Origin of the sequence: Vulgatibacter incomptus (assembly GCF_001263175.1) — a bacterium.
Lineage (GTDB): Bacteria > Myxococcota > Myxococcia > Myxococcales > Vulgatibacteraceae > Vulgatibacter > Vulgatibacter incomptus.
Window position 1 is genome coordinate 3257823 of the sequence record NZ_CP012332.1, and the last position, 14873, is coordinate 3272695.

Here is a 14873-nt window from a genome sequence, read left to right on the forward strand (position 1 = left end):
CTTCAGTGGGGCGCGCGCAGGCGGGCGCGCTGCGCGCGGCTGAGCTTGTCGATCGCCACGCCCATGGAGCGGAGCTTGAGCTCCGCGATCTCGCGGTCGAGTGCGTCGGGCACGGCGTAGACCTTGCGCTCCAGCGAGTCGGCGTGGCGCGCGAGGTAATCTAGGCAGAGTACGAGATTTGCGAAGCTCAGATCCATCAGGGCCGAGGGGTGGCCCTCGCCGGCGACCAGGTTGACGAGCGCTCCGCTGGCGATCACGGAGATGCGTCGCCCGGAGGGGAGCTCGTATTCGTCGACCAGTTCGCGCACCCGCCTGGGCCGTGCGATCGCGTCGAGGCCGGGCAGGTCGAGCTCCTCGTCGAAGAGTCCGGCGTTGGCGACGATGGCGCCGTCGCGCATGGCGGCAAAATGCTCGGCGCGGATCGCGAGCGGGCTCCCGGTGGCGGCGCAGAAGAAGTCCCCGAGCTTCGCGGCCTTCGCCATGGTCGTGACCCGGTATCCGTCCATCGCGGCCTCGAGGGCGCGGACGGGATCGACCTCGGTGACGAAGACCCGGGCACCCATGCCTCTTGCGCGCTCGGCGATGCCGCGGCCGCAGTGGCCGTAGCCGGCGACGACGAAGGCGCTGCCCGCGAGGAGGCGGCCGGTGGCGCGGAGGATCCCGTCGATCACCGACTGCCCGGTGCCCAGGCGGTTGTCGAAGAGGTGCTTGGTCCGCGCCTCGTTGACGGCGATCACCGGAAAGGCCAGGCGCCTGCTCTCGGCCAGCGCGCGCAAGCCGGCGACGCCGGAGCGGGTCTCGAGGGTGCCGCCGAGGACGCCGGAGAGGAGCTCGGGGGCGTCGTGGAGCTCGGCGATCGCCAGACCCGAGTTGTCGACCACGAGTTGCGGCCGGATCGAGAGCGCGTCGCGGATCTGCTGGCGGTGGCCGATCGAGTCGGCCCCGCGCTGGGCGTGCGTGGGGATCCCCCGGGAAGCGAGGGCGGCGGCCACGTCGTCCTGGGTGGAGAGGGGATGCGCCGCGGCGACGGAGACCTCGGCGCCAAGCTCCCCGAGGAGGGACGCCAGCACCCCGGTCTCCGCCGTGAGGTGGAGGCAGAGGGCGACGCGAAGGCCCTCGAAAGCCTTGTCGGCGATCCGGCCGGCGCCGAGCTCGGCGAGCACAGGCATGGCGCGGGAGGCCCACTCGATCCGGGCCTCCCCATGAGCGGCGAGTCGTTCGATGCGGTGATGAGTCTCGGCGGGCATCGCCCGGTACCTCTAGACGACGCGGACCTTGGCGCGTTCCACCTCGTTGCGGAGCGCGTCGGCCTTGTCGGTGCGCTCCCAGGTGAACCCGGGCTCCTCGCGGCCGAAGTGGCCGTAGCCCGCGGTCTGGAGGTAGATCGGGCGGAGGAGGTCGAGCTCGCGGATGATCTCGGCGGGCTTGAGCGGGAAGACCTCCCGGATCGCCGCCTCGATCTTCGCCTCGTCGAACTTGGCGGTGCCAAAGGTCTCGACGTGGACGCTCACGGGCTCCGCGACGCCGATCGCGTAGGCGACCTGGACCTCGCAGCGGTCGGCGAGACCGGCGGCGACCACGTTCTTGGCCACGTAGCGCATCATGTAGGCCGCGGAGCGGTCGACCTTCGAGGGATCCTTGCCGGAGAAGGCGCCGCCGCCGTGGCGGCCCATGCCGCCGTACGTGTCGACGATGATCTTACGGCCGGTGAGACCCGAGTCGCCCATTGGACCGCCGGTCACGAAGCGGCCGGTGGGGTTGATGTGGAACCGGGTCGAGCTGCCCAGCATCTCGGGGGCAGCACCGCGCGGATCACCTTCTCCTCGACGATCCGTCGGAGATCCTCGGTGGAGATCTCCTCGGCGTGCTGGGTGGAGACCACCACCGAGTCGAAGCTGCGGGGGACGCCGCCCCGGTACTGCACGGCCACCTGGGCCTTGCCGTCGGGGCGGAGCCAGGGGAGCTCGCCCGACTTGCGCGCCTCGGCGAGGCGGCGGGTGAGCTTGTGGGCGTAGGAGATTGGCGCCGGCATCAGCTCCGGCGTCTCGTTGCAGGCGTAGCCGAACATCATCCCTTGGTCGCCGGCGCCCATCTCCTTGGACCCGGAGGCGTCGACGCCCACCTTGATGTCCGGGGACTGCTGCTCGAGGGCGACGAGGATCCCGCAGGTCTTGCCGTCGAAACCCATGGAGGAGTCGGTGTAGCCGATGTTCTCGACGGTCTTGCGGACGATCTCCGGGATCGCGATCGAGGCCTTGGAGGTGACCTCGCCGGCCACGACCACGAAGCCGGTCTTGACCAGGGTCTCCACCGCCACGCGGGAGGCAGGGTCCTGCTTCAGGAGCGCGTCGAGGACGGCGTCCGAGACGTGGTCGCAGACCTTGTCAGGATGGCCTTCCGTCACCGACTCCGACGTGAACACGGTATCTCTCGGCATTTCTCTCTCGCTCTTCCTGGACGCCGAACGGCGGCTTCGCGGACCCGTTAACGGAGGGAGACCGGGACGTTAGTCCCCTGCCCCTACCACGGCAAGGTGAGTCTTCTCGCACCCAGAGGAGGAGCGATTGACCACCATGACGTACGGGCATCCAATATAGCGGAAACGATCGACGGGCGCAGCCGCGATCGAGGGGCCGGGCGCTCGTTTCCCGCCTGGGCGGGTCGGGAGCTGTGGCCTTCGATCGAATCCGCTGGCCATCCGGGAGGTTCCGGCGGTCGCGGTCAGTCGTGGTGGAAGCGCTCGCCCTTCCGCGCCATGTCGACGAGGAGCTGGGCCGGCTTGAACCGGGCGCCGTGGCGATCCTCGAAGGCGCGAAGCCGACGGACGACCTCCACCGCGCCGAGGGTATCCATCCAGCGGAACGGACCGCCCCGGAACGGCGGGAAGCCGAGGCCGAAGACGGCGCCGATGTCTCCGTCGCGGGGGCTGTGGAGGATCCCCTCCTGGAGGCAGAGGGCGGCCTCGTTGCAGAGCCGCAAGCTGAGCCGCTGCTGGATCTCCTCCGCCGGAAACCCGCGGCGTTTCCGCCCCTCCGGGAGGAGATCGTAGAGGGTCTCGTCCACCGGCTTCTTCTTGGAGCCGTAGGAGTAGAAGCCCCGGCCGTTCTTGCGACCCAGGCGTCCGTCTTCCAGCACCTTCCGAAGGGCCTCCGGCTGGGCCATCCGATCGCCGAAGGCCTCCAGCAGCGTCCCCGAGACCTTCTGGGCCACGTCCAGGCCGACCTCGTCGAGGAGCATGAACGGTCCGACGGGAAAGCCCCAGTCCACCAGCGCCCGATCGACCGCCGCGATGTCCGCCCCCTCGGAGAGGAGCCAGGCCGCCTCGCTCCCGTAGGGCGAGAGGATCCGGGTGGTGTAGAAGCCGGGCCCGTCCTCGACCACGATCACGGTCTTGCCCTGGGCCTTGCCCTGCGCCACCGCGGTGGCGACCACCTCCGGCGCCGTCTGCTTCGTCCGGATCACCTCGAGGAGCGGCATCTTCTCCACCGGCGAGAAGTAGTGCATGCCCACCACGTTCCAGGGCCGCTTCGCTCCCTCCGCCAGCTTCGTGATCGGGAGGGTCGAGGTGTTGGAGGCGAAGACGCAGTCCTCCTTGGTCACCGCCTCGACCTGACGGATCACCTGGCGCTTCAGCTCGAGATCCTCGAAGACGGCCTCCACCACGAGGTCGACGTTCCCGAAGCCCTCGTATCGAGTACCTCCGGTGATTCGACCCATCACCGCTTCGCGGTCGATGCGGGTGATGCTCCGCCGCTTCACGCGCGGGTCGAGGACACTGCGCACGTGGGCGAACGCTCGGCCGAGGGCTGAGTCGTCCTTCTCCTGGACGCGCACGGGCAGCTTCGCGTTCGCGGCGGTCACGTAGGCGATCCCGCCGCCCATGAGGCCGCCGCCGATCACCGCCAGCTCGTTCACCTTGCGCGGTTTGACCGACGGATCGTCGACGCCCGAGTCCTTCTTCAGCGCCGTCTGGGCGAAGAAGATCCGGATGAGCTGCTTGCTGACGTCGGTGTGGACGAGCCCGCCGAAGAGGGCCGCCTCCTTGGCGAGGCCCTTCTCCATGCCCTCGTCCAGGCCCGCGCGCACCGCCTCGATCGCCGCCGGGATCGCGGGGTAGTTGCCGCGGCTCTTCGCGTATGCGGCCTTCTCCGCCTGGCGGAAGAGCAGGCGCCGGCCCACCGGGTTGTCCTCGAGGGCCAGGGCCATCAGGAGCTTCTGGTTCGCCTTGCCCTTCTTGAGCTTCGCCATCCGGGCCTGGCGACCGTGGATGGGAGGACGGCGTCCGTTCGCGAGCTCCGCGGCGCGGGCCTTGGCCACCTGCAGCAGCAGCGGCGCTGGAACCACCTCGTCCACCAGGCCCATCTTCAGCGCGCGGGACGCCTTGAGCTGCCTCGCGGTTAGGATCAGGTCGAGGGCCGCCTGCGCGCCGACGACGCGAGGGAGCCGCTGCGTGCCGCCCGCGCCGGGAATCAGCCCGAGCTGCGTCTCCGGGAGGCCCAGCTTCGTCTTCGGATTGTCGGTGGCGATCCGGTAGGTGCACGCTAGCGCGAGCTCGAGGCCGCCGCCGAGCGTGGCGCCGTCCATCGCTGCCACCACGGGCTTCGGCGACGCAGCGAGCTCGTCGAAGATCCGCTGGCCGGACTGTGCCAGGGCGGTCGCGTCCTCCGCTTGCTGAAGCATCTCGATCTTGGCGCCTGCGACGAAGACGTCCTTCTTGCCCGAAGCGAAGACGATCGACGTGACGGCCGGATCGGATTGGAGCGTCTTCCACGAGTCGAGGAGCTTCTCGCCGAGATCGGTCGAGATCGTGTTCACCGCCTCGTCGCGGTCGTCGAGGGTGATGAGCGCCACGCCGTCGCCGTCCACCGAGACGGAGAAGAAGCGGTTGTTCATCTGCTCGCTGGCGGTCGCCATCATGCACGCTCCAGGACGACGGACGCGGCGAGGCCGCCCGCCGCGCAGATGCCGATGAGGCCGAGGTTCCGGTCCCGGCGCTTCAGCTCGTTGAGGGTCGTCATGATCATCCGGGCGCCGGTGGCCCCGAAGGGATGGCCCAGCGCGATGGCGCCGCCGTTCACGTTCAGCTTGGCGTCATCCACCTCGCCCACCGGCTGCGACCGTCCGAGCTTCTCTTCCGCGAACTTCTTCGACGAGAGCTTCTGCAGGATCGAGAGGACCACGGCCGCGAAGGCCTCGTGGATCTCCACGAGGTCCATGTCCTGCAGCGTGAGGCCGGCGCGCTCCAGCGCCACCGGGATCGAGTACGCGGGGCCGATCAGCATCTGCTCTTGCGGGTTCACCGCGGCGTAGGAGTAGGAGCGGATGTAACCCAGCGGCTCGTGGCCGAGGGCCTTCGCCTTCTCCTCGCTCATCAGCACCAGCGCCGAGGCGCCGTCGGTGAGGCCCGACGAGCTCCCTGCGGTGATCGAGCCGTACTTGCGATCGAAGACCGGCTTCAGCGACCCCAGCTTCTCGAGCGTGGTGTCCTTGCGGACGTAGTCGTCCTCCGTCGCCGCCTGCTCGTATTTGGGCGGCACGAGCACGTGCATCACCTCGTCCGCGAACTTCCCCTCCATCCACGCCTTCGCCGCGAGATCGTGCGAGCGCTTCGCGAAGCGGTCCTGCTCCTCGCGGCTGATCCCGTTCTCCCGCGCCATCTTCTCCGCGCTCTCACCCATCGTGAGGCCCGTCGAGGGCTCCTTCAGGGCCGGCGCGATCGGCATCAGGTCGCGGGCGGAGAGGTGCGCGAAGCTACGCAGCTTCGACGGCAGATCCTTCGCGCGCGACGCCGACACCAGGGCGTCCCCGAGGTTACGTGAGACCACGAAGGGGATGTCCGAGAGGCACTCGGCGCCGCCGGCGATGGCGATCTCGGCGTTGCCCAGCGCGATCTGGTTCGCCGCGTCCGTCGTCGACTGGATCGACGTGGCGCACGCGCGCGACACCGACCAGGCGTCCACCTGCTGGGGGAGCGCCGTCGAGAGCACGATCTCGCGGGCGATGTTCGGCGCCGAGACCGAGGGGATCACCTGGCCGAAGGTCAGGAGATCGACCGACTTCCGATCGAGACCGGTGCGCGCGATCAGCTCGCTGACCACGATCCGGCCCAGCTCGAGCCCCGTGAGTTTGCCGAAGACGCCGTTCGCCCGCGCGAAGGGCGTACGGAGGCCGGCCACGATCGCCACCCGCCTCCCCGCCTTGCCGTTGGCCATGCCTGGAGCCCTCCCGCCCATCGAGGATGGGACCGAGCGCTGGTTATAGGCACCCTGACACGACGCGGCAAAGGAAAATGAATTGTCATTCAGTCGACGTGCCTGCGGCGTGGCGCCGCCGGAGAAGACAGCCGCTGGCCCTACCCTCCTCCGGGCGCCGCGCCACGGCGGCCCGAACGCCGTCACACGTGGCTTCGTCGGACTCCTGGCGAGGTTGCGCATGACGCTGCCGTGCACGCCCCGGCCGGTGCGTCCAGGCCGATTCAGGCCGCAGTGGAAGATGGACGTCGCCACCCGACCCGCAACAACCATGTGCGCGGAGCATGGACCACCGGTGACGAGGTTCCCGACTCGTCCAGGCCGGGACCCGCAGTGTACCGATCCGGCCCCACCGGACCGTCGCGCCCTTGGCGCCGAGCGTGAATGCGCGCGTTGCCCAGAACGTACATGACCGCGTTCCGGACCTCGCGGATCGTGCGGAGCACGTGGGCGTGGAAGCGGTCCGCGAAGACCTTGCCCTTGCGCTCCATCAGCCGGTTGAGGCCCCGTGCGAGGCGCACGGAGAGCCCCTGGACGCCCCGAGAGAGCGCCCTCTCGTCCTCCGCCTCCACGATCATGTGTAGGTGGTTCCCCTGCACCGAGAAGTGCGTGAGGCGCATGCCCTGTCGGTTCGAGCCGGCGGCGAGGGCGCACTCGATCACCCGAAAACATCGCCGGGAACGCAGGTTCCAGACCTCGTCGCGCATCCGGAGGGTCACGTGGACAGGATGCCGCGAGGCGACCTCCGGACGAGCCGCGTGCGACACGCCCGACCGCCGCCCCTTCGGCTTCCGCCCCGCGCCTTCACGACTGCCGCCCCACGTCACGAGCCGGAGCTTGCCCTGCCCCTTCGAAACCCGCTTTCCCATCTCGTCCCCCGCGACTTGAATCGGCACAGATCCTATCGCGGACCCCTGACATCGAGGCCTTCCTCGCCAGGAGCGCGTGGGCGCTAAGGAAGCTCGGAGTGCTCGATCGGCAGCGGCTCGTGGGGGCGCGCGGTGGGCTCGGGTGCCTCCTCGGCGGCCGCCTTCTCGGCTGCGAGACCGGGCCAGTCCTCGATCTGGTCGGGGACGATGTCGCTGGGGGAATCGGGCGGGTCCTCGATGGGCGTCGGGAAGCCGCCGGTGAGGTCGGCGCCGTACGGATCTGCGCCGTTGCCGGCGTCGCCGATCGCCGCTTCGTCCATGTGGGCGTCGGTCCCGGTCAGCTCGCGCGTCTGGTCGCTGCTTCCTCCATAGGGAAGCAGGGAATCCGGCCTCTTCTTCTCCACGTCCGTCACCTCCCCTGCTCGGTATCTCAAGGTGGGGTGCGAACGTCGTTTCCCGCAACCACACTGGCGGCGCAGGCGTTTCCTCCGCCGACGGCGCCGATGGCCCTCGCGTCGCGCGCACCGGGCGCGGGGCTGACAGCTCGGGCGCCGACCCGTATGCTCCGCCGATGGCCCACACCTACCGGCACGACACCCTGGCGATCCGCAGCGAGGCCCTCCGCGGCAATCCCCTCGGCGATCCGTTCGAGCGCACGCTCCACGTTCTCGTCCCGGAGAAGGCAGACGGTCCGCTGCCGGTGATCTGGATCCTCGGCGGGTACTCCGCCACGCCGGGCAGCGTCCTCGCGGACGAGCCGTGGAGCGAGGGGCTGCAGCGCAGGCTGGGGCGGCTCTCGGCGGAAGGGACCTTGCCGCCGGTGATCGTGGCGGTGCCGGACTGCTTCACGGCGCTCGGCGGCAGCCAGTACCTCGACAGCGCCGCCGTGGGTCGGTACGAGAGCTACCTCTGGGACGACTGCCGGGTTGCGCTGGAGGCCCGCTATTCCTGCGGGAAGCACGGCGTGGCGGGCAAGTCCTCGGGTGGCTTCGGCGCGCTGGTGCAGGCGATGAGGCGGCCGGAGCACGTGCGCGCGGTGGCGTGCCACTCGGGCGACATGTACTTCGAGTACTGCTACCTGGCGAGCTTCCCCGCTCTCGCGAACGCGCTGCGGAAGCACGGCGGGGTAGAGGGCTTTCTCGCGGCGTTCGCGGCGGCGCGCAAGAAGCGCAAGCAGGAGTGGTTCGATCCCATCCAGACGCTCTGCATGGCGGCCTGCTACTCGCCCGATCCGGCCCAGGCCGGCGGCATCGCCCTGCCCTTCGATCCGGAGACGGCGGCGATCCGGCTAGACGTCTGGAGCCGCTGGCTCGCACACGATCCGGTGCGAATGGTGGACGAGCCCGCGAACGCGGAGCGGCTCCGGGGCCTCGACCTGCTCTTCCTCGACGCCGGGACGCGGGACGAGTTCCACCTGCAGTGGGGCCTGCGGCAGCTCGTGGCGAAGCTGCGCGCCCAGGGGATCTCCCACGAGCACGAGGAGTTCGAGGACGGGCACTTCAGCACGAGCTACCGCTACGATGTCTCGCTGCCGAAGCTCGCGCGCGCGCTTCGCGAGTAGCCGCATCGAAACGTCCGCGTCGCGCCGGAGGCCCCCGGAGCGCTCACACCCGACTCAGTTGCAGCAGCTCTGCGGGATCTTGCAGCGCGGGCAGATCTGGTGCGCGTGCTCCCACGCGTAGCTCGCGCCGCACACCGGGCAGATGCCATCGACGTCCGGCATGGCGCAGCGGACCTCGGTCTTCGCGGGCTCGCGATCCGTGGGCTGGGAAGGCTCTCGGCGTTTCTCGTCCATCTCGTCTCCGTATCGGAAGCGCGCTACGCCCACCGGGGGACGCGCTCGAGCAGCGCCCTCTCGCCGAGCCGTTCGCAGAGCGCCTCGAGCGCTTCGCGGCGGGCGCCCCGCCACTCGAGGTCGTCGAGGTTCTCGCGGAGCGGCGCGTCGACGCGCAGGGTGGCGAGGCGACGGTAGAGGAGCGCGTCGTCGCGTCTCTCACGCAAAGTATCGGACAGCTTCACACCGCCGCGGACCTTGACGCTCCAGTCTGCCGCGTCGGGCGGGATGTCCTCGATCCGCCCATACGAAGCGAGGACGGCGGCGGCGGACTTGGCGCCCCACTGCGGCAGGCCGGGGATCCCGTCGGCGACGTCGCCCACGAGGGCGAGCCAATCGGGGATCGAGGCGGGCGCGACGCCGAACTTCTCGCGAATCTCCGGCTCGCCCAGCACCAGCTCCCGCCGGCGGTCGAGGAGCACCACGCGCTCGCCGGACACGCACTGGCCGAAGTCCTTGTCGGGGGAGGCGATGACGACTTGCTCGACTCGCGGCTCGGCGGCGAAGCGCGCTGCGGCGGTGGCGATGGCGTCGTCGGCCTCGAGCTCGACCATGGGCCAGGCGACGATCCCCAGCGCCCTGCACGCCTCCTCTGCCAGCTCGAACTGCGCGAGGAGCTCGGCGGGGACGCCGGCGGAGGTCTTGTAGCCGTCGAAGAGCTCGTTGCGGAACGACTCGATCACGTGGTCGAAGGCGCAGGCCACGTGGGTGACGCCGGGGGTGCGCACGAGGGCAAGCAGGCTGCGCAGCAGGCCCCGCACGGCGCCGACCTCCTGCCCGTCGGGGCTCGTGGCGGGCGGCGCGCCGAAGTGGGAGCGGAAGAGCTCGTACGTTCCGTCGACCAGGTGGACTTTCACGGCGATCTCCCGGAAGGCGCGTAGCCGCGCGCGAGGACCTCCCGCACGAAGGAGGCGCGCAGATAGAAGGCCCGCGGCAGGGTGCGGATCGGATCGCCCTCTTCGTTGACGCCCCAGCGCGCGGAGCGGGCGTTGGCGCCCTTGGGTCGTAGCTGAAGATGACACCCGATGTGCGCGGTGATCTCCTCGACGTGGCCCTTGCCCACGCGCTCGGAGAGCTCGTCCCAGTCGCGCTTCAGCGTGACCTCCTCCTCGGGGCTCGGCGACCAGAGGAGGGGCATCCCGATCCGCCGGTAGGGCACGGGGACCTCGGGGGTCGCCTCGATGGGCACCCAGAGGACGCGCGCGAGCTTCTCCCGCACCGGGGATCGCTCCCACGACAGCTCGCCCATGGTCTCGAGAGGAGCCGAGCAGACGAAGGTCGACTCCTTGGGCCTGCCCTCGAGGTCGACGGGGACGGTCTTCAGCTCGACGCCGAGGAGCTGGAAGTCCGGCTCGCCCCTGCTGGAGGCGGTGGCGCCCAGGCTGATCTCGAGCAGCTTGCCGATCCAGCCCTTCGAGCGGCTCACGTCGGCGAGGGGCACCGCGTGGCGCTCGGCGATGGCGCCCAGGGGATGCCCGGCGAGCGAACGCGCCCGGCCGAGGAGCTCGGCTTCGCTGGCAGGGGGCGAGACGAGGGCGAAGGAGAACACAACCGAAGGATATACGCGGAATCGTCCTCCACCGCCCCCGAATTGCCGGAGCTCGTATGGGGCCCGGCCGACGTCGCTATACTCCCGCCGTTTGCTCGCCTCCGGCTCGCGAGCGCCTCCCGAGGAGCCCATGGATCCCCGCCCGACGCCGCCCGAACGCCGCATCTACTGCAACCGAACGCTGAACCTCCGCTCGATCCGCGCGATCGGCTACGACATGGACTACACGCTCATCCACTACCACGTGGAGGAGTGGGAGCGGCGCGCCTACGAGCACATCCGGGATCGCCTCGCGCAGGAAGGCTGGCCGGTGGCGGGCCTGCGCTTCGATCCGACGACGGTCACGCGCGGCCTCGTGATCGATACCGAGCTCGGCAACGTGATCAAGGCGAACCGCTTCGGCTTCGTGAAGCGCGCCTCGCACGGCACGCGCGTCATGGACTACGACGAGCAGCGCCACGCCTACTCGCGCACGATCGTCGACCTGGCCGAAGACCGCTGGGCGTTCCTGAACACGCTCTTCAACCTCTCCGAGGGCTGCATGTACGCGCAGCTCGTCGATCTCCTCGACAAGCGCATGCTCCCCGGGACCCTCGGTTACGCGGACCTCTACGAGAAGGTCCGCTCGACCCTCGACGCGGCCCACATGGAGGGGCGGCTGAAGGCGGAGATCCTCGAGAACCCGGAGCGCTTCGTGGTGCTCGACGCCGAGACGCCTCTCGCCCTCCTGGACCAGCGGCGCGCGGGCAAGAAGCTGCTGCTGATCACGAACTCCGACTGGGAGTACACCTCGCCGATCATGACCTACGCCTTCGATCGCTTCCTCCCGGACGGCATGACCTGGAGGGAGCTCTTCGACGTGGTGATCGTCTCAGCCCGCAAGCCCGACTTCTTCACGGCGAAGGGACCTCTCTTCGAGGTGGCAACGGAGGAGGGCCTCCTGCGCCGTGCGCCCTTCGGGCTCCGCGAGGGCGCGGCCTTCCTGGGCGGGAGCGCCCGCCACGTAGAGGAGCACCTGGGCCTGTCGGGCGACGAGATCCTCTACGTGGGCGATCACATGTTCGGCGACGTCCACGTGACCAAGAGCGTGCTCCGCTGGCGCACCGCGCTGATCCTCCGCGAGCTGGAGACGGAGCTCTCGGCGATCTTCTCGTTCCGCCCCGACGAGAGGGAGCTCGAGGACCTGATGGAGGAGAAGACCCGCCTCGAGGACGAGCTCTCCGACACGCGCCTGGCACTCCAGCGAGCCGAAGCGGGCTATGGCCCGAAGCCCGCCGTCTCGCCATCCCAGCTCCGCGAGCGGTTCGAGCGCCTCCGCGAGGAGATCACGGCCCTCGACGCCCGAATCGCACCCCTTGCCAAGGCCTCTGCCGAGCTCGGAAACCCCGGCTGGGGCCTCCTCCTCCGCGCAGGCAACGACAAGAGCCACCTCGCACGCCAGGTGGAACGGTACGCGGACATCTACACCTCACGCGTCTCGAACTTCCTCTTCGCCACGCCCTTCACCGTGCTGCGATCGCCGCGCGGGAGCATGCCCCACGATCCCGCCGGCGACTGATACCGCACACGGCCTCCGGGCTCCGACGTCGGCTCAGAGCGTGTGAAGAAATCGGTCCCGCTGAAGCGGGACCGCCTTCTTCAGCTCGCGCTTCGCGCGAGAGCGCTCCTTTTCGTTTGCTCGCCTCCGGCTCGCGAGAGTTCGTGAATTTCTTCACGAACTCTCAGAACGCGTAGCCGACGCCGCCGCGAAGCTCCTGCGTTCCGTCGATGCTGCCGACGATCGTCCAGGTGCGCCCGTAGCCGCCCTCGAGGTAGAGCCCCTCCACCAGGTGGACCCGCAGCGAGCCCTGCAGCTCCCCTGCGAAGTCCACGAACGCGAAGTAGGTGTCCTCGTGGGCGCCCTTCACCTCGCCGAGCCGGCCCAAGACGCCGCCGCGCACGCCGAGCACCACGCGCCAGATGGCGACCCGGAGCTGGGGCTGCAGGAGCCGCAGGGTGCCGCCCATGACCGTGCCGTCGAAGCTGTCGGCATCACCGTTGGTCAGGGTCATCGTCCACGGATTGGCAGACTGGAAATACGAGCCTCCGATCCAGAGCATCCCGAAGTAGCGCCAGGCGGCGCCGAACTCGAGGCCCAGGGAGTGCACGTAAGCGCCGGAGGGAGAGGGGCTCTGGAGGCCGTCGAGCTTCGTTTGCAGGGCGTGCACCGACTGCGCCGCGAACCTTCCACCGGTGAGGCGCGCGTTATCGTAGACGACGGTGAGGTAGACCCTGCGCGAGTAGATGTCCTCCTGTGCGGCGGACATGGCCTGGGTGACCGAACCCCAGGAGGTGGGCTCGAGCGCGTGATCCACGCGCGCCAGCTCGCCGGGCTTCACCTCCACCCGGGTCTCGTACGGCACGAAGTCGTCGCGGACCAGGCGGACGCTGTGCCTTCCGGCAGCGGCGCCGACCTCCACCTCGTCCGTTCCCGCCTCGACGTCGTCGACGAGGATCGTGGCGCCGGCAGAGACCACGCGGAGCCGGCCCGGGAGCATGGCGAGGGTCGGCGCGAGCGCGACCCTGCTGTTGGCGGAGACCGTCTGCCGGGTCTCGTAGGCCTCGTAGGTTGCGAGCTCAAGGCGAACGGTCCGCTCGCCCGGGAAGACCTGCATGGAGAGCGGGGTCACTCCGACCTTCTCGCCGTCGACCAGCACGGCGGCGCCGGAAGGATCCGATCGGAGGTCTAGGGTGGCGGCGACGGGAACCACGCGGAGGATGGCGCCGACGAGCGCCTTGTCGAGGCTCACGCTCTCGAGCTCGGCAGTGGCGATCTCGGTGCTCCCTGCGTGGAAGCTCGCGATCCTGCAGCGATAGCCGGCCCAGTCCTGCCCCACCTCGACCAAGACGATGCGGGAGGCCCCGGCGCCCTCTGCGAGCGAGCCCATCGTCTCGACGCAGCCGCGCTCGCCGAAGGCGCAGGCGAAGGCCGCGTCTCCGCTCTTCGGCCCGGCGGGGAGCGCCTGGCTTCCGACCAGCTCCCTCTGTCCATCCCCTCCGACGACGAGCCTGGCGATGGCCTCTTCGACACGCGGGACGAGGAGTTCCTGCCCCGGATAGGTGGAGCGAACCAGCCACAGGGTCTTCTCGGTGACGGCCTCCGCTGGCGGCGGGACCGCTTCCGAGGACAGCGAGGCCGCCGCTCCCGGCGCCGCATCCTCGGGGACGACCGCCTCCACGGGAACCGGGGCGACCTCCGTGGGCGACGAAGCCTCCTCCGCGGGCGCGAGCGCAGCGGAGGCAACCAGGAGCGCGGTCAGCACGGATGCGAACATCGAGAGATCCCTCGGCTTGCCCATCTCGAGGAGGGCCGGATGACAGGTATCAATCTTAGCGCTCTATACGCGCCCTCTACCGAAACGTCGATTTCTGGAAGATCTTCGCCGAAACGGGGAGGCCCGAGCGTACCCGCGCAGCGTGTTCGAGCCGGTCCTAGCTTCGCGAGGAGGGGGAGAGCATGCGAGGCGCACGACCGATCGACCAGGAAGCGAATCGACTTGGAGAAAACGTCGTACCCGGAAGGAGCCCCGCCGGCCCGCGGCTCGTCGAACCACCCGCGCCGCGGCGATCGGCCCTGGCGCGGGAGCTGCGCAGGTTCATCAACGCGAATCGATCCGCCTCCCACGAGGTGAACAAGCTCTGCGCGGAGCGCCTGGGCCGGGTGGACGGGAGCAGCCAGTTTCCGCGCCACCTGGACAGGCTGCTCCGGCCGGCCATGCGCGTCGTCGACCTGGGGGGCGGAAAGCACCCGGCGATCAGCCCCGAGCAGAAGCAGCGGCTGGGCCTCCATGTGGTCGGCGTGGACATCTCCTCCCGCGAGCTCGAGCAGGCCCCGGCGGGGGCGTACGACGAGGCCGTCGAGGCGGACGCTTCGTCCTTCGTGCGGCCCGGCTCCGCGGACCTGGTCCTGGCCCAGGCTCTCACCGAGCACGTAAAGGACACGCGCGCGATGTGGCGCAGCATCTACGCCACGCTCGTCCCCGGCGGACGGACCCTCCATTTCATCCCGAATGGCCGCGCCCTCTTCGCCAGGCTGAACCGGCTCCTGCCCGAGGAGGCCAAGCGCTTCCTGCTGTACCGCATCTACCCGGAGTCGGTGCAGTACCTCGGCTTCCCTGCCTTCTACGATCGCTGCTCGCCCGGCGAGACGAGGCGCGTGCTGCGGGAGGTCGGCTTCCGGCAGGTGCGGATCCAGCCCTACTACAGCTCGAACTACTTCGCGTTCCTGCTCCCGGCGCACCTGGCGAACGTCTCCCTCCAGCTCCTCGCCCAGGCGGCGGAGGACGAGGATCGCTGCCAGAGCTTCGTCGTCGAGGCGATGAAGTAGCGGC

General features: G+C 69.8%; 12 protein-coding genes and 1 pseudogene. 3 read left to right on the top strand and 10 right to left on the bottom strand.

Going from position 1 to position 14873, the window contains the following annotated elements:
* Positions 1–2: 2 nt before the first annotated feature.
* From AKJ08_RS13465 to AKJ08_RS13490, 6 genes and pseudogenes are all read right to left on the bottom strand, one after another.
* Complete coding sequence (locus tag AKJ08_RS13465) at positions 3–1247, bottom strand: adenosylhomocysteinase (protein WP_050726541.1); 1245 nt, start codon at positions 1245–1247, stop codon at positions 3–5.
* 12 nt (positions 1248–1259) lie between these two features.
* A pseudogene (metK, locus tag AKJ08_RS13470) lies at positions 1260–2437 on the bottom strand (methionine adenosyltransferase).
* Between the two features lie 284 nt (positions 2438–2721).
* Positions 2722–4914, bottom strand: coding sequence for a fatty acid oxidation complex subunit alpha FadJ (fadJ, locus tag AKJ08_RS13475; RefSeq protein ID WP_050726542.1), 2193 nt, complete (start codon positions 4912–4914; stop codon positions 2722–2724).
* The gene (gene fadI, locus AKJ08_RS13480; protein WP_050726543.1) at positions 4914–6212 is read right to left on the bottom strand and encodes an acetyl-CoA C-acyltransferase FadI; all 1299 of its coding nucleotides are present in this window, start codon (positions 6210–6212) and stop codon (positions 4914–4916) included. The genes fadJ and fadI overlap by 1 nt, the downstream gene beginning before the upstream one ends.
* A gap of 263 nt (positions 6213–6475) precedes the next feature.
* A complete protein-coding gene (locus AKJ08_RS13485) occupies positions 6476–7120 on the bottom strand; it encodes a transposase (protein WP_050726544.1) in 645 nt (214 codons plus the stop codon).
* An 83-nt stretch (positions 7121–7203) separates the two neighbouring features.
* On the bottom strand, positions 7204–7524 hold the full coding sequence (locus AKJ08_RS13490; RefSeq protein ID WP_157370679.1) for a hypothetical protein: 321 nt from the start codon (positions 7522–7524) through the stop codon (positions 7204–7206).
* 167 nt (positions 7525–7691) lie between these two features.
* Between AKJ08_RS13490 and AKJ08_RS13495 the strand changes: the two genes are divergently transcribed.
* Positions 7692–8681 carry an alpha/beta hydrolase gene (locus tag AKJ08_RS13495; protein WP_050726546.1) on the top strand — a complete coding sequence of 330 codons (990 nt, stop codon included), beginning with the start codon at positions 7692–7694 and terminating at the stop codon, positions 8679–8681.
* Between the two features lie 54 nt (positions 8682–8735).
* Here AKJ08_RS13495 and AKJ08_RS13500 read toward each other — a convergent pair whose 3' ends face one another.
* Genes AKJ08_RS13500 through mutH form a run of 3 tightly spaced genes read right to left on the bottom strand, consistent with a single transcriptional unit; the run spans position 8736 to position 10503 of the window.
* Positions 8736–8915 (bottom strand): hypothetical protein, encoded by a 180-nt coding sequence (locus AKJ08_RS13500; RefSeq protein ID WP_157370680.1) that lies wholly within the window; start codon positions 8913–8915, stop codon positions 8736–8738.
* Positions 8916–8938: 23 nt separating this feature from the next.
* A complete protein-coding gene (locus tag AKJ08_RS13505; protein WP_050726548.1) occupies positions 8939–9811 on the bottom strand; it encodes a 5'-3' exonuclease in 873 nt (290 codons plus the stop codon).
* Complete coding sequence (mutH, locus tag AKJ08_RS13510; RefSeq protein WP_050726549.1) at positions 9808–10503, bottom strand: DNA mismatch repair endonuclease MutH; 696 nt, start codon at positions 10501–10503, stop codon at positions 9808–9810. Before mutH ends, AKJ08_RS13505 begins: the two co-directional genes overlap by 4 nt.
* Positions 10504–10633: 130 nt before the next feature.
* On the opposite strand from mutH, the gene AKJ08_RS13515 reads away from it, so the two are divergent.
* On the top strand, positions 10634–12061 hold the full coding sequence (locus AKJ08_RS13515) for an HAD-IG family 5'-nucleotidase (RefSeq protein WP_082343164.1): 1428 nt from the start codon (positions 10634–10636) through the stop codon (positions 12059–12061).
* A 163-nt stretch (positions 12062–12224) separates the two neighbouring features.
* Here the strand turns inward: AKJ08_RS13515 and AKJ08_RS13520 are convergent, their stop codons facing one another.
* The gene (locus tag AKJ08_RS13520) at positions 12225–13817 is read right to left on the bottom strand and encodes a PEGA domain-containing protein (RefSeq protein ID WP_169788830.1); all 1593 of its coding nucleotides are present in this window, start codon (positions 13815–13817) and stop codon (positions 12225–12227) included.
* A 353-nt stretch (positions 13818–14170) separates the two neighbouring features.
* Between AKJ08_RS13520 and AKJ08_RS13525 the strand changes: the two genes are divergently transcribed.
* Entirely contained in the window at positions 14171–14869 is a 699-nt protein-coding gene (locus AKJ08_RS13525; RefSeq protein WP_169788831.1) for a class I SAM-dependent methyltransferase, read from the top strand.
* Positions 14870–14873 lie beyond the last annotated feature (4 nt).